Source organism: Mycobacterium sp. 050128 (genome assembly GCF_036409155.1).
Classification (GTDB): Bacteria; Actinomycetota; Actinomycetes; order Mycobacteriales; family Mycobacteriaceae; genus Mycobacterium.
The window spans coordinates 20,239-47,161 of record NZ_JAZGLW010000004.1; the positions used below are offsets into that span (position 1 = coordinate 20,239).

Consider the following 26,923-nt stretch of genomic DNA (forward strand, 5'->3'; position numbering starts at 1 on the left):
TTTCAGGTCAACCGGGTTATGGCCATTGATGCCCCGGCGGCCGGCAGTCGTGCCAGCAGTGCGTCGCCCATTGCCGCGGCGGGGGTGAGAACCCCCCGCAACCCGGACAGCCGACCGCGATCGAGCGCGAGCGCCAGGCCGCTCTCGCCGAGCATGACCGAGGTCGCGTGGTACGCGTCGCAGTACTGTGCGTACGTCGCCAGGTAGCGGGCCCCCGTCGTGGTGGTGGTGTACGTCTCCATCCTGAAGTGACCACGTTGCTGCGAAGCGTCACTCGGACCGGCGCCCGGCTTGGGTAGCACCCGCTCAACCCATCGCCGCGGGACTCGGTGCGAATGCCGGTTCGCCAACCGGAACGCGCCGGTCAGGGCACCCGTGACGGCCCTGGCGGCGGCCGGAGCCACAAACGACTTTCCCAGACTCATCGTTTCCGAATAGCGGAACCGCCGGCCATACGTCCATTCTTGTAATGCATTGCTGCGTCGAACAATTCGGTCGTTGTAAGGAGCTTGAAAAAACCCTCCAACCGAAAAGCCGTCCAGCTCGGGTGCGATGTCGCCGCCCCGATGCCACGAAAAGTCAGGCTGCGGACCAAGTTCGGGTTCAGCGCCGCGGTCGGTGGTCAGCGTGTAGGGATCCTCGATGAGTCGGCGCACATGTGCGTCTGTAGACGCCGTACGCATCGCATCGAAATACGATGCGAGGGTTCCACCGGAGGCCCCGGTTTGCCGAAACGCGCGCAGCACCAGCATTGTGTCGCAGAGCTCCCCGGCCCCGTCTTCGCGTGCCTTTCGGTATAGCTGGTAGACGTTGAGATCCGAAGGGAGCGAGTCGAATCCGCACGACAGCACGATCCGGGCGCCGGTGTCGACGGCCTGCTTGTGATACTGGTCGATGGCATTGCGAGCGAACATCAGCTCGCCGGTCAGGTCGGCGTAGTCCGTACCGGCCGCGGCGCAGGCGCCCACCAGTGGCAGGCCGTAGTGCGCGTAGGGACCGACGGTCGTCAACACCACCCGCGTTCGGGCGGTCATCGCGGCCAGCGTCGAGGGCTGCGACGCGTGGGCGACGATCACCGGCCAATCCGCTGCCCTGGGGCCGAGTGTCTGCCGCACGGCAAGCAGGCGCTCACTGCTCCGGCCGGCCAGGGCGATGCGTGCCGGGGATTGACAGCGGGCGAGGTATTCGGCGGTCAGCTTGCCGGAAAAGCCGGTGGCCCCGTACAAGACGATGTCGAACTCACGCTCGGTGGTCACTCCATCATCCAGCTTTGCTCCGCGGGAGCAGCGCACAACAGGGAATGGACTTCCTTCAGGGACTCCTGGTGGCCCGGCACGTTGGAGTGGCGCTCGATGTACAGCTGACCCGCGAAGGTCCAGCAAGTGTAGAGATCGACCGGCGCGTGGGCCGCGAAGTGGAATTCGCCGCCGACGTCGATGATCTCGATGCCTTCGGGCGTGCGCAAGCCGGGGATCGAGCCAACGTCCGTGCACATCACGAACGGGGGCAGCCCGGGCAGGCTACCTTCGTACTGGAGGCTGAAGTGCAGCGACGACTGCTGGATCAGGCCTTCGGACAGGTCCGCGCGAAACGCCTCCACGATGCCGCCGGCCAAGCCGACGAGATCGGTGTCGGGCCCGATTTCGGCCAGATAACTCGCCAACCCCAGCGGCATCGTGCCTTCGGTTGCACCGACCGGGGGCGTGAGGTGATAGCGCAGGTCGACCGGATAGAAGTAGGGAATCGGGATGTGCGGGGTATCGCGGATTTGCCATTCGGCCAGCAGCAGCGCCGCGGCCACCAGGGAGTTGAGGCTGAGCTGATTGTCGCGACCCAACTCCACCAACTCCGACGTCTCCTGCTCGGTGAAGCGGACTCGTGTCACCGGAATATGTTGCATCAGATCGGAATTCGACACGATGGCCGGCTTCTCGACGGCGGGCAGGTCGTAGGCGAAGGCCGCCGGGAAAAGGCGTTCCAATCCCGAACGCTCCTGCTTGGCAACGCCGCGCTGTTCGAGCAGCGTCTCGAGTGATTCGGGAGCGGGCTGCGGGGCCACCGGACCGGCATCGCCGTTTTCCACCACGTTGGTATAGCGGGACAGCAGCTCTTCGAACAGAGCGAAGACATGGTGCCCGTCGGCCAGCGCGTGGTGTGCGTACAACGTCAGTTCGCTTTGTTCGCTGCCGATTTGCAACCGGAGATTCAGCAGGGACTGGTTCTGGTCCAGGCGCATGCCGGCGATCGCGGCCTCCGATGTGTGCTCATCGACGATCCACAGCCCCGGATGCATGACGTCTTCGGCGACAATCTGATGCCGGCCGTCGTCGGCCTGCTCGAGGTGGCCGGCCCAGATGGGATGCATCTGCAGGAGCGCATCGAAAGCATCTGCCATTGCGTCGATATCGACGTCACCAGCGATGTGTATCTTCAGCCCGAAAAAGGTCTCATTGGCGGCGAATACTTCTTCGCTGTGCGCGAGCTTGCGGATCACGGATCCGGAAAACACTGCTGACTTCCCCTATCTGCGTGTGCTGGCCCGTCGATAGCCCAGCAGCGTTGGTGCGACGCAGACCGCGGTGATGCCGGCGACCCACAGCAATGTCTGGATCATCGACGACCGCACCGGCCCGCCCAGCGCCAGCGCGCGCATCGTGTCGATCGCGCAGCTGATCGGTTGGTGGGCAACCACTGGCTGGATCCATTTGGGAAATTGGTCTACCGGCAGGAACCCGGTCGAGAAGAGGATCGCGAGTAGGTGCACCAGCGTAATCGCCTCGAGGAGAAAGTTCTTCGACGCGTACCAGGCAATCGATATGATCAGGGTCGCGAAGGCGAGTCCGAACAGCACCGGGATGCTCAGCCACACCAAGGTGGGCAGGATGCCCTGTTTGAAGCGGAAACCCAGCACCATCCCCGCGACCAACACGATCCCCGTCGTGACGACGATCCGGACCATCTCCGCGAGGATCCGCGAACAGACGCCCGACGCCCGGTGCACGGGCACCACCCACAACCGGCGCAACAGGCCCGCGTCGCGCTCGACGATAAGGCCGATCGCACCGACCGCCGATCCGTTGACCGCGGCGGCGAGCACGTTCATCGGAACCGTGTTGAACAGCGCGTCGTACCCGGCAACCTGGGTAACCGCATGGCCCAGAACGATATTCATGGTGATCAGGAACAGCACGGGCAACACGGTGACCATGATGATCGCGGTGATGTCGCGTGACCACTTGGTGAGTATCCGCCGTGTCTGCACCAGGGTTTGCGGGATCAGCACGCGCGCCGAATTCTCGTGCACGCGCGGCGCAGCGGCGGGACGCGCGGTTTCCTCGCATACCAGAGTCATCATGCCCGCTTCGATAAAACGATGACCGATACCGGGACCAGCAGCGCGGCCAATCCGCACAACCACGCCAGCGTCGGCGCCAGCACGGACCAGGTAAGCGATGTGTGGAACGGTGCGACGTCGCCGGCGGCGGCATGCAGGCTGTCGACCAACGCGGAGATCGGTTGGTTGCGAACGAAGGGCTGGACCCAGCGGGGGAACTGCTCCACCGGTTGAACACCGACCGACAGCAGGCCAAAGATCAACGGCGGCAACGTCAGCATGGGTGCCATCGCCTCGGGGTTACGGGATCCGGTGCCCAACAGGTCCGCCGCGAACGACAGCACCGCCCCGAACACGAGCACCAACAGGCAAAAGGCAACGGTGTCGACGACCGATCCGCGAAAGCGAAATCCTATGGTGTAACCGCAGACCAGGGCCACCGTCAGAGACACCGTGCACCGGTACAGCGCGGCGGAGATGCGGGCGGCCACCGGGGTGAACGGTGGGATCGGCATGGATCGGAACCGGCGGTTGACGCCCTGCACCGAGTCCGTCGCCGCCCGAAACGCAGTCGACATGGCCGCAAACGTGATGGCCTCCAAGGCGATCAGCGGCATCAAGTACTGCGCGTAGCTGCTGGCCACACCCCTGGTGACGTTGCCCATGATCTGGTGTAGCGGGATGTAGAAGCCGGCGGTGAACACCACCGAGACCGCGATGGTGATTGCGAGCTCACCGTTGCGCACGGTGGGCGCGATGAAGCGGGTGGTGAGCACCCACCACTGGGCCCCCATCGAGGGGTGGGGTCGCGCCTGGGATCCCACGACGCCGGCGGCGGTCACCCGACCGCCTCGGCAACGGATTTGGCGGGGTCCTTCGTCAACGCCAGGAATACGTCGTCCAACGACGGGCGGCGCAGCGCAACATCGGCAACGGCGATGTTGGCAGCGGCGAGCCGTCCCACGGCCTCGAGGAGGGTGTTGGCGCCGTCGGGGGCCGGCATGGCGATCCGGTCGGACTCGGTTTTCAGGGCGGCCCGGTTATCCTGCGGCAACAGCGAGCCGAGGATCTCAGCGATCACCGGCAGATCGTGCAGGTCCCGCGGGACGACCTCGAGGTAACTGCCGCCCGTGCGCGCCTTGAGCTCGTCGGCCGTTCCCTCGGCGATGATCCGTCCGTGGTCGATGACGATGATCCGATCGGCCAGCGCGTCGGCTTCCTCGAGATATTGCGTGGTCAACAGCGTGGCGATGCCGCGCCCCTTGAAAATGCTGACCAGATCCCAAATACCTTGCCTGCTACGGGGATCCAGGCCGGTGGTCGGCTCGTCCAAGAAGACCACCTGCGGCTGGACCACCAGACCGCAGGCAATGTCGATCCGTCGCCGCATCCCGCCCGAGTACGTCTTCACGCGCCGATCGCCGGCGTACACCAGATCGAATTCCTCGATCAGTTCCGTGGCGCGGCTGCGCGCGGCCGCCTTTTTCAACCCGTAGAGACGACCGAACATGAACAGGTTTTCCAGGCCGGTCAGCGTTTCGTCGATCGCCACCTGTTGTCCGGTAAGCATGATCGACCGGCGCACACCGGCCGGCTCGGACACCACGTCATAGCCGGCGACCAGCGCGCGGCCCTGGTCGGGGCGGCTCAGGGTCGACAAGATGTCCACCAGCGTGGTCTTGCCCGCCCCGTTGGGCCCGAGCAGGCCGAGCACCTCACCACGGCCGACTTCGAGGCTGACCTCGTGCAGGGCCACGAAATCGCCGAAGGTCTTGCGCACCTTGTCGACGACGACAGCCTTGTCGAAGTCGCGATCCACGTTGTTCATCGGGCCCCCTCAGTCGAACGACGACAAGTCCACCAGCGCCAGTTCCACGGGTGGCGAGCCCGTGTCGCCGTCGTCGGGGATTGCGTCGACAGCCTCGGAGATCAAGGCCCGCAATGCGATCGGGAAACGTTCGACCAGCGCTTGCGCCCGCTGCAGTGGAACGCGGCGCGCGTCGTACCACCAATCCAGATGCAGCGCACCGGAATACCGGTACACACGAAGTTCGATCGCGTGGCCCAGCCCAGGGATCGGATCCCGCACCGGCAGCGCCGCGTCGGAATCGAATTGCACCGGCGCGTCCAGCGGCGGCGGCTCCGGGACCGTGCCGACGTAGCGCAGGTGAATGTCGGAGGCGCCGGCGGCGGCCAGCGTCCGCGCCGTGGGCGCATATACATAGCGAAGCAGTCCGTAGCCGACCCCGAAGTGCGGCACGGATTTCAGGGTGTCGCTCACGCCTGCCAGCAGCTCCGTCGCATCGGCGGCCTTCGTGCACCGCAGCGCCGCCGGATAGATCGTGGTGAACCGGCCGATGGTGCGCCGCAGATCGACGTCCGGCCGCAGCACCGAACGACCGGTGCCCTCCAGGTCGACCGAAACGACACCCTCGTCGACGGTGTGGGCGATCGTTGCGCTCAACGCCGCCAGCAGAACTTCCTCGATCGACACGCCGAGCCTGCGGCGGGCGTCGTCGACTTCGGCTGTCTGCGCGACGTCCAGCGTCGACGGCAGCCTCAGCAGGTCGCCGGCGCGGGGCCGGTCGGTGATCGCGGGATCGCCCAGCTGCACCGTCGCCGTGGTCAGGCTCTGCAGCCAGAAGTCGCGGGTGTCCACGACGGCCGGATGCGTCGCCAGGGCCCCGGTGCGCAGCGACCAATCGCGCCATCCGGCGGCGGTCGGGGGCAGCAGGATCTCCTCGCCCGCAAGGTGTTGGGACAAGGCGGTGAACAGATCGGTCAGCAGGATTTCGCGAGAGGCGATGTCCGCGATCATCTCGTGGGCGGACAACACCAGGTAGGAACCGCCGGTTCCCCCGGCGATATGGGTCGCGGTGAACGGCGCGGTCAGGTCGTCCTGGGCCACCAGTTCGGCCACCATGTCCAGCACCGCGGCGCGCTCGTCGGGCACGTCGCCGGGCAGGGTTCGCGACGACAGGTGGCCGAATTCCTGTGGCGCGCCGATGTGCTGCTCCCAGGTGCCCGCTCGGTCGATGAGCTCGAGGCGCAACGCGTCATGGTGGTTGGCCAACGCGGTCAGCACGGCACGGACGTCGTCGAGCGTGACGCTGGGGGCGAGGGAGAAGATCAGCGGAACGCGCCAGCGACCGGCTTCTTGCACGCCGTGTTCGAGGAAGCCGGCGATATTGGCGGGCACCGGTGAATACGCGTCGGCGTCCGGTGGTCGCGTCAGCCCGGCTCCGGTGAACTCGGCGTCGACGGCGGCGGCCAGGCTGGCCAGGGTCGGGTGTTCGTAGAGATGCTGCGGGGTGACGACCAAGCCGGAATTGTTGGCACTTGTCGAGATGCCGATCGCGATCAGCGAATCTCCGCCCAGATCAAAGAAATTGGCGTTGCGGTCCAGAGAGCTGACGCCCAGGCACTGCATCCAGATGCGATGCAACGTCGCCTCGGTGGCCGATTGACCGTTGACCGGCGCATCGGCGACGGCGACGCCGTTGGTGGACAAACCGGTGGTCTCCGCGGGTGCCCCGGTCCACACGGTGGGCTTCGGGTCGATCCAATGCCGCTCGCGCGCAAAGGGATAACCGGGCAAGCTGACGATGCTGTTCGTTGATCCGGTGACCGGCGACCAGTCCACGGCCACGTCGGCCGTCCACAGCTGGCCGAGGCCGAGCAAGAAGGCGTCCCGGTCGTCGGTGTTCTGCACGGGGTGGCGCATCAGCCGCACGGCGCGGTGCTTGCTCGACCACTTGGGGTGCCGGATCGCCGATCCGGTCAGGCTGCCGCCCGGGCCCATTTCGACCAGGACCCGGTCCGGATCGGTCAGCAACACGTCGAGTTCGTCGGCGAACCTGATTGTCGCGCTGATCTGGCGCGCCCAGCTGGCCGGGTCGGTGGCCTGTTCGTCGGTCATCCAGGTACCGGTCAGGTTGGACAGCAGCGGCGTGTTCGGCGGGCGCAGCTCGACACCGGAGAGGAACTCCTGGAACTGCGCCGCCATGGGATCCATTGCGCTGGAATGGAATGCGTGGGTTGCGCGGACCCGTCGAGCGTTGATGCCGCGCTCGCGCAGGCGCCCGGTGAACGCGCGAATCTGGTCGTTCGGCCCGGCGACGACGCAGTTGCCGGGATCGTTGACCGCGGACAGATCGACCCCGGGGGTGAGAAATTCGGCGATGTCGTCGGGACCCAGCGCCACCGCGACCATGGAGCCCGGGGGGGATTCGTGCATCAGGCGGGCACGCAAGGACACCGTCTTGATCGCCGTCTCGAGGTCGAATATCCCGGCCAGCGTGGCCGCGATGTACTCGCCGGTGCTGTATCCGATGTACGCGCCGGCGCGCACACCAAAGGTGTCGACCAATTTCGCCAACGCGTATTCCACCGTGAACAGCGCCGGCTGAGAACGGTCGATGCGTTCCAAATCCGTGCTGGCGTCCCCGAATATCTCGGCACGCAGGTCTAGGTTTGTTTCGGGGCCCATCGCGTCGTTGAATCCCGCGACGCAGGCGTCGAAGTGTTCGGCGAAAACCGGCTCGGTGTCGTACAGTCCCCGGGCCATCCCGACGTGCTGGGCACCTTGCCCGGGAAACATGAAAACGACCCGTTCTGCGGTGGATTCGTGGGCGTCACCGTGACTGATGGACTCGCCGACGAAAACGTTGTCGTGCTCGGCCGCCTGCAATACCTTCGCCGCGCGCTCGCGGTCGTGAACCACGGCAGCCATGGCGATGCCGTGCTTGCGCCGAGCGGACAAGGTGAAAGCAGCATCCGCCAGGTCGGGTCCGTCCGGGTCGGCCAACGTCTGGGCCAGGGCGGCACGCGATTGCTCCAGTGCGGCTGGGGTTCGTGCGGACAGCAGCAGCACTTGGGGACGGTCGGGCTTGGCGGCGTCCGGGACCGGCGGCGCTTCCTCCAGTACGACGTGCACGTTGGTGCCGCCCACTCCGAACGAACTGACACCGGCCCGGCGCACGCCGTCCCATTCCCATGGGCCGTACTGGCTTTGCACGGTGAACGGAGTCTCGTCGAGATGCAGTTCCGGGTTGGGACTGGTGAAGTGCAGCGTCGCGGGAATCGCCTTGTGCTTCAGGCACAGAATCGCCTTGACCAGACTCACCACGCCGGCCGCCACCTCGAGGTGGCCGATGTTCGACTTGACCGACCCGAGCACACACGGTCCGGGACGCGGCGTCTCGGATACGGCGAACGCGGCTTTGAGGCCCTGGACTTCGATCGGATCGCCCAGCGCCGTACCGGTTCCGTGTGTCTCGACGTAACTCACCGTCGAGGCGTCGATGCCCGACACCGCATGGGCTTCCGCGATCACATCGGCCTGTGCGGCCGGGTTGGGGGCTGCGTACCCCATCTTCATGGATCCGTCGTTGTTGATCGCCGACCCGCGGATGACCGCGTGAATCCGGTCCCCGGCATCGAGGGCGGCTTGCAGGGGTTTGAGAACCACGATCGCGGCACCGCTGCCGAACACCGTTCCGTCGGCTCGCACGTCGAACGGCCTGCAGTGGCCGACCGCCGACACCATCGCTCCCGGCGAGTTCCAGTAACCGACACGATGCGGGATGGCCAGCGACGACCCGCCGGCCAGCGCCATGTCACATTCACCGGACAGCAGGCTCTGGCAGGCCAAGTGGAGCGCGACCAGCGACGACGAGCACGCGGTCTGAACCGAGATGCTCGGCCCGCGCAGATCGAATTGATGCGATACCCGCGTTGCCAGAAAGTCCTTGTCGTTCTGCAGGAACAGATTGAACTGCTCGAAGTCGAGTCCGGTCGCCATGAACGCGGCGCCGCCGTGATGCGACGCCAGGTTGTGCATCAGATAACCGCTGGGAGAGCTGGTTCCGTAAACGCCGATCGCGCCGTCGAACTCGGCGGGGTCACAGCCGGCGTCCTCGAACGCATGCCACGCGCACTGCAGGAACAACCGGTGTTGCGGATCCAGCTTGCGGGCGAGCTGCGGTGGGAATCCGAAGAACTCGGCATCGAACTCGTCGAAACCGTCGATCAGCGGCGCGCGCCGCACGTACCCGGGATTGGCCAGCACGTCGTCGCTGATGCCGGCAGCGCGCAGGTCGTCCTCGGACAGCGTGGTGATCGACTCCTCGCCGCGCCGAAGGTTGTCCCAGAAATCCGAAACATTGTTGGCACCCGGGAATCTTCCGGCCATGCCGATCACCGCGATTGCGTTGTCCGGCGGTGCGGTTGAGTAAGCCTCTGGCGTGCTCATTACTAGCGTCCTCGCTTCCGCCGCTGTGCGGCTTGTTGGCGCGCCGCCGCGCGCTGCTGTGCCCGGTCGCGAACAACACCTTCTTGCTGGTGTGCTTGCGCGTCACCGGTGAGCCCCAGCTGGCGGAGCAGCTCGGCCGTGAGATCGTTGAGCGTCGCGCCCTGCAGCAGCAGCGCCACCGGCGGCTCGGCCCCGAAATCCGCCCTTGCGGAATTGCGGATACGCACGGCCATCAGCGAATCCATGCCCAATTCGACCAGCGGCAGGTCCGCGTCGACGGCCGATCGTTCCGCGTAACCCATCACCGCCGCGATGCGTGCGTGCAGCCGGTCGGCGATCGCCGCTTTCGCTTCGGCGGGATCTAAACCGGAAAGCGCCTCGGGTCCGGCCCAGTTGCCACCGTCACCCGCGGCCTCGAGTTCGGTGACCACGCTGGTGAAGTAGCCGAGGTTGCGAATCTCGGGGAAGGAGATCAGCGCCCGGTCGGGGCGCAGCCGTGCGACGCCGGTGTGGCAGCGGCCGGTGGCCAGCAACGGCTCCAGGGCCGCGACGCCCTCGGCCGGGGTAATCGGATCCAGCGGCCCGCCGGTCAGTGTGCGGGCCAGCCCGACCTCGGCCCACGGCCCCCAGTTGATCACCGCCGCAGGCAAACCCGATGCCCGCCGCCAGTCGACCAGGGCGTCCAGCCAGGCGCTCGCGCAGGCGTACGAGGCCTGTCCCGGACCGCCCAGCAGGGACGAGGTGGAGGAGAAGCCGAGCCACCAGTCCAATTCACATCCGAGGCTGGCCTCGTGCATCCGCAGGGCGCCGATCACCTTGGGTGCCCACACGCGCTCCACGCTGTCCTTGGTCATGGAGAACACCAGGCTGTCGTCGAGTACGGCGGCAGCGTGCAGGACGCCGCGCAGGGCTGATTCCCCGGCGGCCGCCACCAATCTCTCTGCCACGCCGTCGACCGCGAGATCGCCTAACACCACCGCGATCTCGGTCCTGCGTTCCAGTTCGGCCAGCACCGCGCGCTGTTCCTCGGAGGGTTCGCTGCGGCCGTTGAGGACGATGCGGCCGGCGCCGCGCTCGGCCAGCCAGCGCGCGAACACCAACCCGAGACCGCCCAGGCCGCCGGTGATGATGTAGGACGCCCCGGCGCGGACCACCTCGCCGCCGGCGGGCTCGTCGAGGGTCGCCCGGGACAGCCGCTCGACGTAACGCTGGTCGCCGCGCCAGGCGATCACGTCGTCGATCGAGCCGGAAACCGCGGACTCCAGCTCGGCGTTCAACGCGGTGACCGGATCGCCGGTGAGGTCGAGATCGACCAATGTCGTTCGCAATTCCGGATGTTCGTAGGCCAGCACGCGCACCAGGCCCTTGAGCGCGCCGATCCCCGGCTGGCCTGCTTCGTCACCGATGGGCAGGCCGCCACCGGATACCAGCCATAGCCGCGGGGGCTGGCCATGCCAGCCGCCGATGATCGCGCGCACGACGGTCGAGACCGCCCAGACCGCTTCGCGGGACTGGGCGATGCCGTCCTTGGTCACCCTCGGGTTGTCCGCGACGAATACGACCACACCGACGGGCGGACGCTCGGGATCACCCGCGGTTTCGGCGAACGCGGCGAGCACTGCGGACTCGTCGTGCAGGTCGGCGGTGACAACGCGGTGTGCCGGTGAACGCCATCCCGCGATGAACTGGTCGGCTTGTTCCCTAGACGGCGCGCTTTGCCCATCGGTGAGCACAAGCCAACTGCCGGGAACTTCCGACGACCCGGCGCCGACCGGACGGGGCACCCAGGACGTATCGAAGACCTTCTGCGACAAGGGAAGTGGCACGCTACGCCGTTCCACCCGTCGCACGTAGATATCGTTGATCTCCGCGGTGACGGCCCCGGCGTCATCGGTCAGCACGATCCTGCCGAGCTTTCCCGCACCGCCCTCGTCCAGGCCGGACAGCTGCGCCCGGCAGCGGGCCCGCCGGCCGGGGTTGCCGTACACCCGCACCGACTCGAAGGACACCGGGAGATAGCTCGCTTCGGCGGATCCGGCGAGTTCGTCGTCGGGGATCGCGGCCGCCAGACTCTGCAGAGCCGCGTCCAGCATGACCGGATGGAGCCGAAAGTCTGGGTGCCACGGCGACTCGTCGGGAAGAACGATGTCGGTTTCGACAGCACCGCCGGGCAGCCGGCGGATCGCCGTCAAGGCGGCGAAAGCGGGACCGTGGAATTGACCGGCCTGCCGTAGCGCGGCGTACACCTCGCCCGGGTTGATCGCCGTCTCGCCGCTGCCGCCGGCGGGTGCCGGCTGTGCGACCGGGGTCTCCGGCGTGCGTACCTCGGCCCTGGCCGTCGCGTGCCGGGTCCAGTCGTTACCCGCTGAGCGGGAATAGATTTCGATTCGGATCTTGTCGTCGGCGCCACGCATCAACTGGGTGGTCAACTGGGTGTGGTCGTTCAGGGTGAGCATCTGCTCGACTTCGAGCTGGTTGAGCGACACGGCCTGGACCGGCACGCCCAACGCCTCACTGGCTGCGGCCAAGGCGATTTCGGTGAACCCGGCGCCGGGCATGGTCGACTGTCCGAACACCTTGTGATCGGCAAGCCAGGGCGACACCTCGGTGCCGACATCGGCCTGCCAGACGTGGTCCTTGCTGGACGGAACCTCGATGTGCACACCCAGCAGTGGGTGGGTGGCAACGGAGTTCGACACCGCCGACCGGTCGGCGATCCAGTATGGCGTGTGCTCCCACGGTGTTACCGGGATGTCGGCCAGCCGACCGTCGGTGGTATTCGTCGCCACGTTCGCCTTGCCGGCGAACTGCGCGGCGAGCTGCGCGTGGAAGGTGACGGTGTCGTCGGTGTCGCGCTGCAGGGTGCCGAGGGTGTGCACGTTGGCGTCACCCAGGGTGTCGTTGATCGAGTGAGTCAGCAACGGGTGCGGGCTGATCTCAATGAAGGTGTGGTGGTCGGCACCCGCGGTGCTGACGGCTTGGTGGAAGCGCACCGGGTTGCGCAGGTTTGCCGCCCAGTAGTCGGCGTCCAGCAGCGGTGCGGGACCCTCCATCACCGTGGTGATCATCGGGATGGCCGGCGGCTTGGGGTCCAAATCGCTTAACGCCGAACGCAATTGCGGCAATATCGGGTCAATGATCGGGTGATGGGAGGCCACGTCGACCTCGATGCGCCGGGCCAGCAGGTTACGGGCTGTCACCGCCGCGATGACCGCATCGACCTGCTCGGGTGGGCCCGCGATCACCGACTGGCCCGGTGATGCGTACACGGCGAGCGTGACGTCCGGGTACTCGGTGATCAGTGCCTCGACGGCCAGCGCGTCGAGCTCGAGCAGGGCCATCGCGCCCTGGCCGGACAACTGCGCCATCAGTTTTGAGCGGGTGGCGATCACCCGCAACCCCTCGGCGGCGGTGAGCGCCCCGGACACCACTGCTGCCGACACTTCACCCATCGAGTGTCCGATCACCGCGTCGGGTTCGACGCCGTAGTGGCGCCACAGCGCGGTCAGTGCCAGCTGGATAGCCACCAGCAGCGGCTGGATCTTGTCGATGCCGGTGACCGGGCTGCCGTCGGCCAGGGTCTGCTGCAGCGAAAAACCGGTCTGTGCAACGAATTCAGGCTCCAGCTCGGCGACGGCGGCGGCGAAGGCCGGTTCGTCGGCCAGCAGCCGACGGCCCATGCCGGCCCACTGCGCGCCCTGACCGGAGTAGAGGAACACCGTGCCGGATCCGGAGCCGGCCTCGGTTCCGGCCACCACACCAGGTGCCGGCGTTCCGGCGGCCAATGCCCGCAGCCCCGCCACCGCCGCGGCGTGATCGCGCGCGACGACGGTGCCCACCCAGCTGTGCCGGGCCCGGCGATGATTCACGGTGTGCGCGACGTCGGCGAGCGGTACCGCGGCGCCGGGACCGGCGATCCAGTCGGCCAGGGTCGCGGCCGACGACGCCAGTCGCTGCGGTGTCTTGCCCGACACCACCAACGTGGCCACCACCGGCTCGGCCACAGGTGGTGCGGACGTAGCGGGCGGCTGCTCGACGACCACGTGTGCGTTGGTTCCGCTCAGTCCGAACGACGACACCGCGGCCCGGCGGACGCCGTCCGTGGGCCACGCGGTGTCCTCGGTCGGCACGAACAGCCGCGTCCCCGACGGGTCGATCGCCGGGTTCCACCGGTTGAAGTGCAGGTTGCGCGGAATGTATCCGCGGTTCACCGACAGGATCGCCTTGATGAATCCGGTGACGCCGGCGGAGGCTTCCAGGTGGCCGATGTTGGTCTTGACCGAGCCCAGCGCGCAGCGGCCGTCGCCGGCGCCATAGGTGGCCGCCAGCGCCTCGAATTCGATCGGATCGCCCAAAATCGTTCCGGTGCCGTGTGTTTCGACGTAGTTGATGCTGTCGGCGGTGGCGTCGGCCATCTTCAGCGCGGCGCCGATCACGTCGCGTTGCGCGGCGGCGTTCGGTGCGGTCATTCCGTTGGACCGGCCATCGGAGTTGATCGCCGAACCCCGCACGACGCCCAACACCCGATCACCGTCGCGAACCGCGTCGGCCAACCGCTTCAGCACCACCACGCCGCAGCCCTCGCCGCGCACGAACCCGTCGGCAAGAGCATCGAAGGTTTTGCATCGGCCGGTCGGCGACAGGGCCGACCACTTGGACAACGCGATGCTGGTGAACGGCGACAGGGACAGATGCACCCCACCGGCGAGTGCGACGTCGCTTTCCCGCAGTCGCAGGTTCTGGCAGGCCAGGTGGATGGCCACCAACGACGACGAGCACGCGGTGTCGACGGCCACCGCCGGACCGCGCAGCCCCAACAGGTACGAGATGCGCCCCACCGCCGCACTGTGCGGATTGCCGGTGCTCATGTAGGCATCGATCTCGGTGTTGCGCTCGAGGTTGAGGATCGTGTAATCCCATGCCGACACGCCCATGATCGCGGCGGTCCGGCTGCCGCTCAACGAATCCGGCGCCAGCCCGGCGTGTTCGAGGGCTTCCCAGGCGACCTCGAGCAGGATCCGCTGCTGCGGGTCCATCGCGACGGCTTCGCGGGGGGTGATGCCGAAGAAGTCGGCGTCGAATCCGGCGACGTCGTCGAGGAAGCCGCCCCACTTGGTCGTCATGCGTCCCGGTGCCTGCGGATCGGGATCGTAGAACGCGTCCCCGTTCCACCGATCGGGCGGCACCTCGCCGACGGCGTCGCGGCCGTCGATCAGCAGCTGCCAAAAGCTTTCGGGCCCAGTCACATTCCCGGGCAACCGGCAGCCGATTCCGACGACGGCTATCGGCTCGGCGATGTCGGTTGGAAATGCCGTGCCCGCGCGAACAAGCTCACGCGCTAGCACCTCGCGCGCCTTGGGGGACATCTGTGCCGCGCGTTCGGCGAGACTCGTCATTACTCACTGCCCCCCGTGGCTGTTTCGAGCTCGCTCGCCGCAACGAGGTCGGACAACAATTCCATTTCCTCATCGGACAGCTCGCTCTCGGCGTCGGCCTCCGGTCCGGCAGCGGCCACCGTGTCATAACCCAGGCGTTCGCACATCGCACCGGCGAGATCGTGGATCGTCGGGTACGCATAGACCAGGGCGGCCGGCAACGTGGTGCCCAAGCTCGCCTCCAGCCTGTTGCGCAGTTCGAGGGCCATCAGCGAGTCGAGACCGAGCGACTCCATCGGCCGATCGTGAGCGATCGGCTCGGTGGAGCGCAGCACCGCCCGGATCTGGTCGGCGATCGCGGCCGCCAGCCGATCCGGACGCTCGGCGGGGTCGGCCGCATCCAATTCGGCGCGGACCGCGCCACCGCCGCGCCGCTCCAGCTTCGTCGCGTCGTGCAACTTCGCGAACAACGACGAACCACCCGCGGCGGGGAAGGATTGGAACCACTGCCTGGTGTCGAGGTGGATGACGCCGGTGCGGGCGCGGTCGGCCGTCAGCAGTCGCTGCATGGCCGTCAGCCCTTCTTCGACCGTGATCAGCGAGACGCCGAGATCGGCGAAGAACTGGGCGCGGCCGACGTCGGCCCATGGGCCCCAGTTGATTCCGACGGCGGGCAGCCCGCGCGAGCGCCGGTAGGCGACCAGTCCGTCGACCCACGAGTTGGCCGCGGCGTAGGTTCCCTGGCCGGGTGTACCCAGCAGCGAGGATGCCGACGAGAAGGTGAGCCACCAATCCACGTCCAGCCCGGCGGTGGCCTGATGCAGCCGCCAACTGCCGGTGACCTTCGGGGTGAACACGCGCCGCGCGGCCGAATCCGAGATGTTCAGCACGATCTCGTCGTCGAGAACCATGGCGCTGTGCAGGACTCCGGCCACCCGCAAGCCCGCGTCGTGGACCGCTTGTACCAACCGGTCGGCCGTGCCGGGTTCGGCGATGTCGCCGGTGACCACTTCGATTCGGGTTCCCGTGCCGCCGAGTTCCGCGATCGCCGCCGTCACGTCCGGTCCGGGTGCCGAACGGCCGTTCAGGACAATCAATTCCGCGCCTTGGCGCGCCAGCCATTGGGCCACGACGAAACCGAGACCACCCATGCCGCCCACGATGATGTAGCCGCCGCCGGGGCTGACCAGTTGCTGCGGAGTCGCGGCGATCGCGTCGATGCTGCCGGAAGCCGGTACCGTGACGGCGATCTTGCCGGTGTGCCGTCCGGATGCCATCAGCGCGAAGGCGTCGGGCGCGTTTTCGAGGGAGAACGCGGTGACGGGCAGGACCTGCAGGGCGCCGTCCGCGACGTGCCGCAGGATTTCGGTGAGCATCGCGCGGTAGCGCGCCGGCTGTAGCTTGAGATTGAGGTCCAGGTCGACGACGGAGAACGACGCGCTCTTGGTCAGCGCGGCCAATCCCAGAGTGGCGTTGGCGTAGACGTCCTTCTTGCCCAGTTCGATAAACCGTCCTCCGGGCGCCAGTATCTGCACGCCGCGCTGAATCGCTTCGTCAGGAAGCGAGTTGAGGATGACGTCCACGCCATAGCCGTGGGTGATCTCGAGGATCTCATCGGCGAAGTCAGAGGTGCGCGAATTGCCGACGTATTCGACGCCCAGCCCGGCGAGCATGTCGCGCTTGGCATCCGAACCGGCGGTGGTGTAGATGCGGGCGCCGATCATCTTGGCGATGGCCATCGCGGCCACGCCGACACCGCCGGTGGCCGAATGGATCAGCACCCGTTCGCCCGGGGCCAGCCGCCCGACCTCGACCAGCGAGTGCCAGGCGGTCAGATACGCGATGCCGAACGCGGCCGCCTCGGCATCCGGCAGCGTGTCCGGAATCGGGGTGCACAGGTCGGCCAGCGTCGTCATATGCGAGCCGAAACTTCCCGGGCCGATGGCGATTACGCGCTGCCCGACTTCGACGGAGTCGACATCGCTGCCGACGGCCGTGACGACGCCGGCGCACTCGCCACCGATGACGGGTGCGGCGTCGTCGAGGGTGGGGTAGATACCCATCGCCTTGAGCACGTCACTGAAGTTCAGGCCCGCCGCGGCGATGCGGACCTCCACCTCGTCGGGCTTCGGCGACATGCGTTGCACCGCATGCAATCTGAGGGCATCGAGGCGTCCGGGCTCGTCGATCTGCAGTCGCACCGCGCCGCCGGTGTCCAGGTTCACTTTCGCGTGCCGGATCTCGCCGACCAGCTCACCCTTGGCCGTGGTGGGGGCCGGCAGCAGCCGGTTCAGGTAGCGATGCCCGTCGCGCAGCGCGATCTCGTCGGCGTCGGAGCCGGCCAGCAGCTCCTGGGTCAGCGCGGCCACCGAGCCGGCGCCGTCCGCGTCGACGTCGACGATTGTGGTCTTCAGCTCGGGATGTTCGAAGGTCAGCACCCGCGCGATGCCGCGAAGCTCCGTCTGCGCCAGCGTGACTGGTTCACCCGTGCCGACTTGCTGTGCGCCGCGGGTGACGATCCACAGCCGCGGGCTGTTACGGGCACCCATCCGGGTGACGGTCTTGGCGATTTCGGCGATCAGCAGGGTACGCGCCAGCGCCAGGTCCAGTTGAGCGGCCTCGGGCAGCGATTCGTCCGCGGCATGCGGCGGACACAGGACGACGATGCCGTCCCAGGGGTTTCGGGTGATCGCCGCGCGCAGCTTGGCGGTGTCGGCCGCGGACACCACGTCGACTTCGGCGACGCTGTCGCTCAGCGACGACCGCAAAGCGGGCAGCAGCGGATCGCGCGCGTCCGCGTCGCCGATCAACAACAATCCGCCGAGGCTGGTGGCTGTTTTGTCCAGCGGCGCGGGCTCCCACTCCAATGCGAGCAGGTGGTCGTTGAGATGTGCTGCGCCGCTTGCCGACCCGAGGACGGCCATTTCCACTTCGTCGATGACCAGTAGTTGTTGACCGGTGGCGTCGGTCAGCACGACCTGGCCGAGGAGCCGATCCGGACTGTCGGTGGCCGCGAGGGTGCCGGTCGAACACACGCCGTCGGCGATGTCGCCGTACACGTGGATGCCCGCGAAACGGATTGGCAGCACCAGGGTTTGCCGCGCGTTCTGCTCTCCGGCCAGATCGGTCGCGGCCCGGGTGGCACCGAGGGCCTGCACCGCGATGTCCATCATGACCGGGTGCAGCACGAAGTTGCGGGAACCGGCCTTGGCCGACGGGGGCAGCCGCACGTCCGCGCGAGCCGCACCCGAGGCTGCCACGGCCAGCCCGCTGATCCCGCGAAACGCCGGTCCGTGTTGCTGCCCGGCGGCGCGCAGCCGGTCGTACAGTTCGTCGGGGTTGATCTCGGCCGCAACATCATTCGCATCGACGGTCGGACCGGCCGACTGGCTGCCGGTCTCGCGCGCCAGGATGGCGCTGGCGTGCTTGACCCATCCCGACGATGCGCTGCGGGTGCGCATTTCGATCTGGCACGTCTGCTCGTTGCCGGACAGCGTCGTGACGAGCACCGTGTCGTCGGTCACCTGCAGCATCTGATGCAGGCTCAGCTCGCGGATCATCCACGGCAGGTCTTCCGGATCTGACGCGAACGCGTCCGCCGCCGCGGCCAGCGCGACATCGGCGTAGGCGGCGCCCGGCAAAACGCACAGATCGTCGATCACGTGATCGCCGAGCCACAACAGGTCGGGGTTGAGCTCGCATTCCCATACCCGTGTGCCGTTGGTGGGATCGGTGACGCCAAACCCCAGCAGCGGGTGCGTGTTTGGCGTGTGGTGCGCGGTGGTGCTGGGGGAGATCCAGTGATGGCCGTGCTGCCAAGGGGTGGTCGGCAGGACGGCCTGTCCTGCGCACCTGTGCGGGGTCTGCGGTGGACGGGTCGTGCGGGCGGCGTTGAGGTTGGTGTGGAAGGTCAGGGTGTCGTGCGTATCGCGCTGCAGGGTGCCGATGCTGAGATAGCCGGCTTTGTCGTGGGCGCTGTCGTGCGCGGTAAGGGTTTCGGTGATTGCGTGGGTCAGCAAGGGATGCCCGCTGATCTCGATGAACCTGTGGTGAGCGGCGCCGGCGGCGCTGATTGCCTGCTGGAAGCGCACCGGGTTGCGCATATTGGTGGCCCAGTGCTCGGCATCGAATGTTACTGGTCGATCCAGGTTTTCGTAGGTCGTGGAGATGATCGGAATGGACGGTGGCCGCGGGGTGAGACCGGCCAGCTCGGCACGCATCGCCGGTTGCAGGGCGTCCATCGCCGGGTTATGCGGGGCCACTTCGATGTTGACCTTGCCGGCGAATTGGCCCTGGGCGCGCACCTTGGCGATCAACTCGTCGATCTGCCCGGTGGGTCCCGAGATGACGGTCTGGCGTGGTGAGGCGTAAATCCCGAGGGTGACCTGCGGATGATCGGCGATCAGCTGCTCGGTGGCGGTGGCGTCGAGTTCGAGCATGGCCATCGTGCCCTGCCCCGACAGCGGGGCCATCAGCCGCGACCGGGTCGCCGTGACCCGCAGACCCTCGGCGGGGGTCAGGGCGCCGGCCACCACCGCGGCCGCCACCTCTCCCATCGAGTGGCCGATCACCAGATCCGGCGTTACCCCGTAGGAGCGCCATAGCGCGGTCAGCGCCAGCTGCGTCCCGATCAGACCGAGCTGGATCTGCTCGATGCCGACCAGTTCCTTGCCGCCGGCGATCACGTCGTGCAGCGAAAACCCGGCCTCCGCAACGAAAACCGGCTCGAGTTCGGCGAGCGCCGTGGCGAATGCGGGCTCGTCGGCCAGCAGCCGGCGCCCCATTCCGGCCCATTGCGATCCACGGCCGGAATAGACGAACACCGTGCCGGGTCCGGCGGATGTCTCGGGGCACCCGACCACACCCGGGCCGGGCTCACCGGCGGCCAGTGCGCGCAATCCCGCGATCGCCTGGTCGCGGTCGACGGCGGCCACCGTGGCGAACTTGGGGTGCCGGGCCCGGTGGTGGTTGAGGGTGTGCGCCACCTCGGCCAGCGGCACGGCCGCACCCGGGCCGTCCATCCAGTCGGCGAGCACCGATGCCGTCGCCGCCACCCGTTGCGCCGACTTGCCGGACAGCACCAGCGTCGACACCGCCGGCTGCGGGTCCTGTTGCGGTGCAAGTGCCGGCTCCGGCGCCTGCTCGATCACCACGTGCGCGTTCGTCCCGCTCACGCCGAACGACGACACCCCGGCCCGGCGCGGCTGCTCGGTCGACGGCCATGCCATGTCCTCGGTGGCGATCTTCAGCCGCGAAACACCTTGGCTGGCATGGGCAGTGAGCTCGGTGAAGTTCAGGTTCTGCGGGATTCGGCCGTGTCCGACGGCCAGCACCGTCTTCATGAACCCGGCGATCCCGGCTGCCGCTTCCAGGTGCCCAAGGTTGGTCTTCACGGCGCCGAGTACCAGCGGCGCACGGCCCCCGCGATCGCCGAAAACCGTGCTCAGCGAGTCGAGTTCGATCGGGTCGCCGAGCGGGGTGCCCGTGCCGTGTGCCTCGATGTAGTCGATGTCGGCCGGCGTGAGCTTGGCCACCTTCAGCGCCTGGCGAAGCAGTGCCTGCTGAGCCGGGCCGTTGGGCACCGTGACCCCGCTGCTGGCGCCGTCTTGGTTGACCGCCGAACCCCGTATCACGGCGAGGATTCGGTTGCCGTCTTCTTGCGCGTCGGACAGTCGTTTGAGCACCACCACGCCGGCGCCCTCGCTGCGCACATAGCCGTTCGCGCCGGCGTCGAAGGTCTTGCACTGACCGTCGGGCGACAGCATTCCCCAGCGTGAGCACGCGATGCTGGCCACCGGGCTCAGCAGCAGGTTGGTCCCGCCGACCAGTGCGGTGTCGGTTTCCCGCCAGCGCAGGCTTTGGCAGGCCAAGTGGATGGTGACCAACGACGAGGAGCAGGCGGTGTCCAGCACTACCGCCGGACCGCGGGCGCCGAGCAGGTAGGCGGTGCGCCCCGCGGCGAAGTTCGCCGAGTTTCCGGTCAACAGGTAGGCGTCCAGCTCGTCGGGTCGCACCGCGCCCGACATCTTCAGCATGTAGTCGTAGGCGGTGACGCCGACGAACACCCCGGTCTGGGTGCCGTGCAGCGCGTGCGGCGGAATCCCGGCGTCTTCCAACGCTTCCCAGGCGACTTCGAGGAACAACCGCTGTTGCGGGTCCATCGCCGCGGCCTCGCGTGGCGGGATGGCGAAGAACTCCGCGTCGAATTCGTCGGGCTGCCAGCCGGACAGGAAGCCGCCCTCGCGGTTGCAGATCGTGCCGGGGACCGTGTGATCCTCGGTGTAGAGGGCGTCGGCATCCCACCGCTCGGGCGGAACTTTGACGATGCCGCTTCGCCCCTCGGACAACAGGTCCCAGAACTGTTCGGGGCTGCCGATGCCGCCGGGCAACCGGCAGCCCATGCCGACGACGGCAATCGGTTCGGTGCTCGCCTGTTCGGCGATTTCCAGCCGCGCGGTCAGATCATCGATTTTGTGCAGCGCCTCGGTGATGATCGCCCGGCGGTCCGGTGTGGCGGCGGTCATCGAGAGCCTCGTAGCCTTTCCGAAAGTTCGGCGAGCAACTCGTCCTCGTCGAGCTCGTCGTAGGCGTCGGCGACGGCTTCGGTTTCGGTGTCGAGCTCGGGGAGCGCGGTGGCCAGATAGTCGGTCAGGCTGTAGACGGTCGGGTAATCGAAGACCACCGAGACCGGCAGCGGCTCGCCGAGATCGTCGGACAGTGCCCGGCGCAGCATCGCGCTCATCAGGGAGTCCATGCCGAGCTGGAAGAACCCGGTCGACGGATCGAGCGTCTCGGTAGGCGGCAGTCCCATCGCCTTGGCGGCCAGCATGCCGACCCGATCGAACAGCATCGTGTGACGGCGTTCCGGCTCGCATGCGCGCAGCGAAATACGGAACTCACTTTCGCCCATCGCCTTCTCACCGGGCGCCGGCAGCAGGTCGTCGACGATGTGCAGCGCTCCGCGCGCCCGGTATGCGTCGGCCAGCAGCGGCCAATCGGCTTCCACCACAACGGAATGCACGCCGGCGGCGGGGCTCATCAGGTAGGGCAGCGCGCCGATCGCAACCTCGTCGTTCATGGGCAGCAACCCGGATCCCACACTGACCTGACTGGCCTCGTCGGTGTCGGCCAACGACTTCCACAGTCCCCAGTTGACGGTGGTTGCCGGCAATCCCATCACGCGACGGCCGTATGCCAGCGCGTCCAGGTACCCGCTGGTGGCGGCGTAATGGCCGAGCCAGCGCGAACCGGTCAGCCCGGAGATCGAGGAGAACAACACGAAGTGGCGCAGCGACGTCGTCGCCAGCGACAGCCGATGCAGCAGCGCGGCGGCGTCGAGCTTGGGGGCGAACATCGCCCGCACGTCGTCGTCGGTCATGTCGCTGAGCAGGACGGGCTGGCCGGCGAAGGCCGCCAAGTAGATTCCCTGCAGCGGCGGCAGGTCGGCCCCGAACCGAGCGAACAGCGCGCTCATCGCGGCTTCGTCGGTGGCGTCGGCGGCCACCGTGACGAGGTTGGTGCCTTCCGCGGCAAGGGTTTCCGTCAGCGCTTGCAGGCGCAACCCGGGGTTGCGGGACACCGCGACAACGGTTTTGGCGCCCATCACCGCGAGTTGGCGGATCAGGTGCGGACCGATGTTTCCGGTTGCCCCGATGACCAGCTGACTGCCGTCGGCGTCCAACGTGACCGGCGATTCGGTCGGCAGCGTCCGCCGATGCAGCCGGGCCACGTGGCGTGCGCCGCGCCGGTAGACGACCTGGTCTTCGCCGTCGGCGCTGCCGACTTCCTCGAGTAGCTGCCTGGCCACCACCGCAGCCGGCACGGAAGCGTCGAAATCGACTATGCCACCCCAGATTTCGGGGTGCTCGAGGGCGACGGTGCGACCAAGGCCCCACAGCAGTCCGTGGGTGGGGTTGGCGCGATCGCCTTCGAACACGGGTTGGGCGTTGCGGGTGACCAGGAACAACTTCTCCGACGAGTCGCCGGCCGCCAGCACCGCGACGAGCCGGCGCACCTGGTCGAACAGCTCATAGGCCAACCCGACATCGAACGAATCGTCGGCTACCGCCGGTGCATACAGCACGTGGTCGACTTCGCCGAGGGCTTCGGCCAATTCCACCGGGTCGGCGTCGGCGGCCACCGTTTCGGTTGTCAGTCGGGTGGCCAATTGGGTCGCAAGGGCCGGATCGCCGATCACCAGCCATCGTCCGGAGCCGGCGGCGGCCGCGAGCTCGGCATCGGCCAACGGCACGGCCGGCCACGCCAGCCGGTAGGAGCAGTCGCCGAGCGGGCCTGCGGCCGCGGGCGCAGAACCGTTGCAGCCCAACGTTTGCGGCGGTTGCCAAGCAATGGGTGTGGCGTCGATCCAGTGTCGGGTGTGGTGCCACGGAGTGGTGGGGATCTGGATGTGCGGCTCGGGCGGATGTGGTGTCTGGGGGGGATGCGTGGTGCGCACAGTGTTGAGGCTGGTGCGGAAGCTGATGGTGTCGTCGGTGTCGCGTTGCAAGGTGCCGATGCTGACGTATTTGCTTCCGTGCTGGGCGCTATGCAGGGTTTCGCTGATCGCCTGGGGCAGCAACGGGTGCCCGCTGATTTCGATGAAGGTGTGATAGGGCCCACCGGCCGGGCTTCCGGCATGAGCGATGGCTTGCTGGAAGTGCACCGGGTTGCGCATGTTGGTGGCCCAGTGCTCGGCGTCGAAGGCCGGCCGGATGTCGAGGTCTGCGTAGGTGGTGGAGATGATCGGAATCGTCGGCGTCTGCGGAGCCAGGTCGGCCAACTCCGCGCGCATCGCCGGCTGCAGCGCATCCATCGCCGGATTGTGCGGTGCCACTTCGATATTGACCCGGCTGGCGAAGCGGTTCTGACCGCGCAGCCGGGTGACCAGCTCGTCGATCTGCTCGGTGGGCCCGGAGATCACGGTCTGGCTCGGCGAGTTGTAGATCCCCAGCGTCACCTGCGGGTACTCGAGGATCAATGCCTCGGTGGCGGCGGCATCGAGTCCCAGCAGCGCCATCGTGCCCTGCCCCGACAACGGTGCCATCAGCCGCGAGCGCGTCGCGGTCACCCGCAGTCCTTCGGCGGGCGTGAGCACCCCGGCCACCACCGCGGCGGCGACCTCACCCATCGAGTGACCGATCACCACGTCGGGTTCCACGCCGTAGGAGCGCCACAGCGCGGTCAACGTCAGCTGCATGCCGATCAGGCCGAGCTGAATCTGCTCGATACCGACCAGTTCCTTGCCGCCCGCCAGCACATCGTGCAGCGAGAACCCCGCCTGGCCGACGAACACCGGCTCGAGGTCGGCGACTGCCGCGGCGAAAGCGGGTTCGTCGGCCAGCAATTGGCGGCCCATGCCGGCCCACTGCGATCCGCGGCCCGAGTACACGAACACCGTGCCCGGTCGCGGCTCGTCGCTGTCCTGCGGGCCCACCACTCCGGGCGCATGCCGGCCCGCGGCCAGAGCGCGCAACCCGGCCACCGCATGGGCGCGGTCGCGGGCCACCACGGTGCCGAACCTGGATTGCCGGGCCCGGTGATGGTTGAGCGTGTGAGCCACGTCGGCCAGGGCGACGTCGGCCCCGGCGCCTTCCATCCAGTCGGCCAGCGCCGACGCCGTCGCGGCCACCCGTCGCGGCGTCTTACCCGCGACCACCAGGGTCGAGATGGTCGGCTCAGAGCTGGACGCCGGCGGGAGCGCCACCTCTTGGCCCTGCTCGAGCACCACGTGCGCGTTGGTGCCGCCGAATCCGAAGGACGACACCCCAGCCCGGCGCGGATGCTGTGTCTGCGGCCAATCCATCTGTGTGTCAACGACTTTCATGCGCAGGTCGGTGAACGGGATGTGCGGGTTGGGGCTTTCGAAGCGCTGATTCGGCGGAATCTGGCCGCGCTGCAACGCCATGACCGCCTTGATGAAGCCCGCAATCCCGGCCGCCGCCTCGGTGTGGCCGATGTTCGTCTTCACCGCGCCGATCAGCAGCGGTGAGTCTTCCGGACGTCCGCGACCGAGCACCGTGCCCAGCGCTCGGGCCTCGATCGGATCTCCCAATAGTGTTCCGGTGCCGTGAGTTTCGACATAGTCGACCTCGTTCGGCTGCATGCCGGCATTCGTGTAGGCGGCGCGCAGCACCGCCATCTGGGCCGCGCGGTTGGGGGCCATCAGCCCGTTGGAGCGCCCGTCCTGATTGACGGCCGAGCCGCAGATCACCGCGAGCACCCTGTCGCCGTCACGCTGGGCATCCGTCAGTCGCTTGAGCACGACCACCCCGGCGCCTTCGCCGCGCACGAACCCGTCGGCCGCGGCGTCGAACGCGCGGCACTTACCCGTCGGCGACAGCGCGCCGGCCTGGTCGAAGCCGCGAAATACCGACGGGGTCAACAACACGTTTACCCCGGCCGCGATGGCCAGGTGGGAATCCTGAGTGCGCAGGCTCTGGCAGGCCAGGTGGATGGCCACCAGCGACGACGAGCACGCGGTGTCGACGGACACCGACGGGCCGCGCAGATCGAGGAAATACGAGAGCCGGTTGGCGATGATGCTCAGCGCGGCGCCGGTGTTGTTCCACGCGTCCACTTGGGGCAGATCGCCCAACGTGATGGCACCGTATTCGCTCGAGCACGCCCCGGCGAATACTCCGGTCTGCGTGCGGCTCAGCGAGCTCGGCGAGATGCCGGCGTGCTCGAGGGCCTCCCAGGCGACCTCCAGCAGCAGCCGCTGCTGAGGATCCATCTTGTTCGCTTCGTGAGCAGTGATCTCGAAGAACTCCGCATCGAAGGCGTCGATGTCGGGCAGGAAGGAGCCCCACCGCGTGGTGCGGGCCAGCGCCGCTGTCACCTCGGGTGACCCGTTGTCGAACGGCTGCCAGCGCTGCGGCGGGACCTCGGAGATGGTGCAGCCGCGGTTGCAGAGGAATTCCCACAGGGCGTCCGGCCCGGAGATGTCGCCGGGGAAGCGGCAGCCCATCCCGATGACGGCGATCGGTTCGTCGAGCGAGTTGGGCGCCGGGCGCTTCTGCGCGGCATCCGCGTCGGCGTCGGGCGCGGACGTGGTCAAGTGCGCGGCCAGCGCGTTGATCGTGGGGTGCTCCCAGAAGTCGACAGGCGAAACTTTGCGGCCCAGCAACTCCGACAACTCACCGGAAAGCACGACCACCTCGCGAGAGCTCACGCCGTGGTCGGCCAGCGACAGTTCGGGATCGACCTCGTCGGGTGTGCGACCGATGTTCGTCACCAGATAGTCGACCAGCCAGTGGCGCAGGTCGGCTTCGCCCCGGATGCTGGACGTCACGCCGCCACACCCAGGCGCGTCGAATCGGACACCGAATCGGACATCGGATCGGACGCCGCATCGGACGATGCCATGCTGATCTGTCGCTCGGCCGGCTCGCGCAGCAAAGCGTCGATGGAAGTGTCGGTCACCGGTATCGCTTCACCTTCCGTGTCGCTGCGAGCGCTATCTGCACGCGCCCTGCATGACGGCCCGTTCAGCAGCTTTCGCGGCCCCCTCACGGGGCGCCCCCGGTGACACGGCAGCTGCTGGCGGAAACGCCGGCGCGTAAGAGCCGGACGGCCACGGCGCGACGATCGTCCACCCCGACCATCCGTCTCTTTAAGCAAGGTAAGCAATCTTTCATGGGGAAGTGTGGGGAATTGAGAAATCCACACATTTTCTGGCGGCCCGTCACGCCCTATTTTGCGCGCGTCTACTATAGTGCCAGCCCCCCACGTTACTGCAGCTCAGCGTGGGTATCCAACTTTGTGACAGGTGGTGCTGGTGGGGCAGAGATTGTGATTTGGGGTCAGGGTGAGATGAATCTCACCTGCTCACCCAGATCGCCGGGATAGCGCGTTCTGGGACCTGCGCACCATTTTCACCAGCAACTATCTCGCTCGCCACGGGATGGGCGAGTAAGGGCAGTCGATCGCGCAGCGCGGCCGCACGTCGGGGGCCGGTGCCGC

At 67.6% G+C, this 26,923-nt stretch carries 10 protein-coding genes; all 10 read right to left on the minus strand.

Translation table 11 applies throughout. The features are described from left to right. Positions 1 to 2: 2 nt before the first annotated feature. From SKC41_RS23530 to SKC41_RS23575, 10 genes are read right to left on the minus strand one after another with little or no spacing between them, the layout of a single operon-like run. Positions 3 to 1,256: a saccharopine dehydrogenase family protein gene (locus tag SKC41_RS23530; protein ID WP_330980115.1), complete on the minus strand. Its 1,254-nt coding sequence runs from the start codon at positions 1,254 to 1,256 to the stop codon at positions 3 to 5. Beyond that, the gene (locus SKC41_RS23535) at positions 1,253 to 2,509 is read right to left on the minus strand and encodes a phthiocerol/phthiodiolone dimycocerosyl transferase family protein (RefSeq protein ID WP_330980116.1); all 1,257 of its coding nucleotides are present in this window, start codon (positions 2,507 to 2,509) and stop codon (positions 1,253 to 1,255) included. Before SKC41_RS23535 ends, SKC41_RS23530 begins: the two co-directional genes overlap by 4 nt. Positions 2,510 to 2,521: 12 nt before the next feature. Further along, the gene (locus SKC41_RS23540) at positions 2,522 to 3,355 is read right to left on the minus strand and encodes an ABC transporter permease (RefSeq protein ID WP_330980117.1); all 834 of its coding nucleotides are present in this window, start codon (positions 3,353 to 3,355) and stop codon (positions 2,522 to 2,524) included. Continuing rightward, positions 3,352 to 4,128 (minus strand): ABC transporter permease, encoded by a 777-nt coding sequence (locus SKC41_RS23545; protein WP_442931798.1) that lies wholly within the window; start codon positions 4,126 to 4,128, stop codon positions 3,352 to 3,354. The genes SKC41_RS23540 and SKC41_RS23545 overlap by 4 nt, the downstream gene beginning before the upstream one ends. Positions 4,129 to 4,172: 44 nt before the next feature. After that, the gene (locus tag SKC41_RS23550) at positions 4,173 to 5,162 is read right to left on the minus strand and encodes an ATP-binding cassette domain-containing protein (protein WP_330980119.1); all 990 of its coding nucleotides are present in this window, start codon (positions 5,160 to 5,162) and stop codon (positions 4,173 to 4,175) included. Positions 5,163 to 5,171: 9 nt separating this feature from the next. After that, positions 5,172 to 9,587 carry a type I polyketide synthase gene (locus SKC41_RS23555; RefSeq protein WP_330980120.1) on the minus strand — a complete coding sequence of 1,472 codons (4,416 nt, stop codon included), beginning with the start codon at positions 9,585 to 9,587 and terminating at the stop codon, positions 5,172 to 5,174. 2 nt (positions 9,588 to 9,589) lie between these two features. Continuing rightward, a complete protein-coding gene (locus SKC41_RS23560; RefSeq protein ID WP_330980121.1) occupies positions 9,590 to 14,983 on the minus strand; it encodes a type I polyketide synthase in 5,394 nt (1,797 codons plus the stop codon). Further along, positions 14,983 to 21,486, minus strand: coding sequence for a type I polyketide synthase (locus tag SKC41_RS23565; RefSeq protein ID WP_330980122.1), 6,504 nt, complete (start codon positions 21,484 to 21,486; stop codon positions 14,983 to 14,985). Before SKC41_RS23565 ends, SKC41_RS23560 begins: the two co-directional genes overlap by 1 nt. After that, positions 21,483 to 26,252, minus strand: a complete 4,770-nt coding sequence (locus tag SKC41_RS23570; protein ID WP_330980123.1) for an SDR family NAD(P)-dependent oxidoreductase — start codon at positions 26,250 to 26,252, stop codon at positions 21,483 to 21,485. The genes SKC41_RS23565 and SKC41_RS23570 overlap by 4 nt, the downstream gene beginning before the upstream one ends. Beyond that, the gene (locus tag SKC41_RS23575) at positions 26,249 to 26,383 is read right to left on the minus strand and encodes a hypothetical protein (RefSeq protein WP_330980124.1); all 135 of its coding nucleotides are present in this window, start codon (positions 26,381 to 26,383) and stop codon (positions 26,249 to 26,251) included. Before SKC41_RS23575 ends, SKC41_RS23570 begins: the two co-directional genes overlap by 4 nt. Between the last annotated feature and the right edge of the window lie 540 nt (positions 26,384 to 26,923).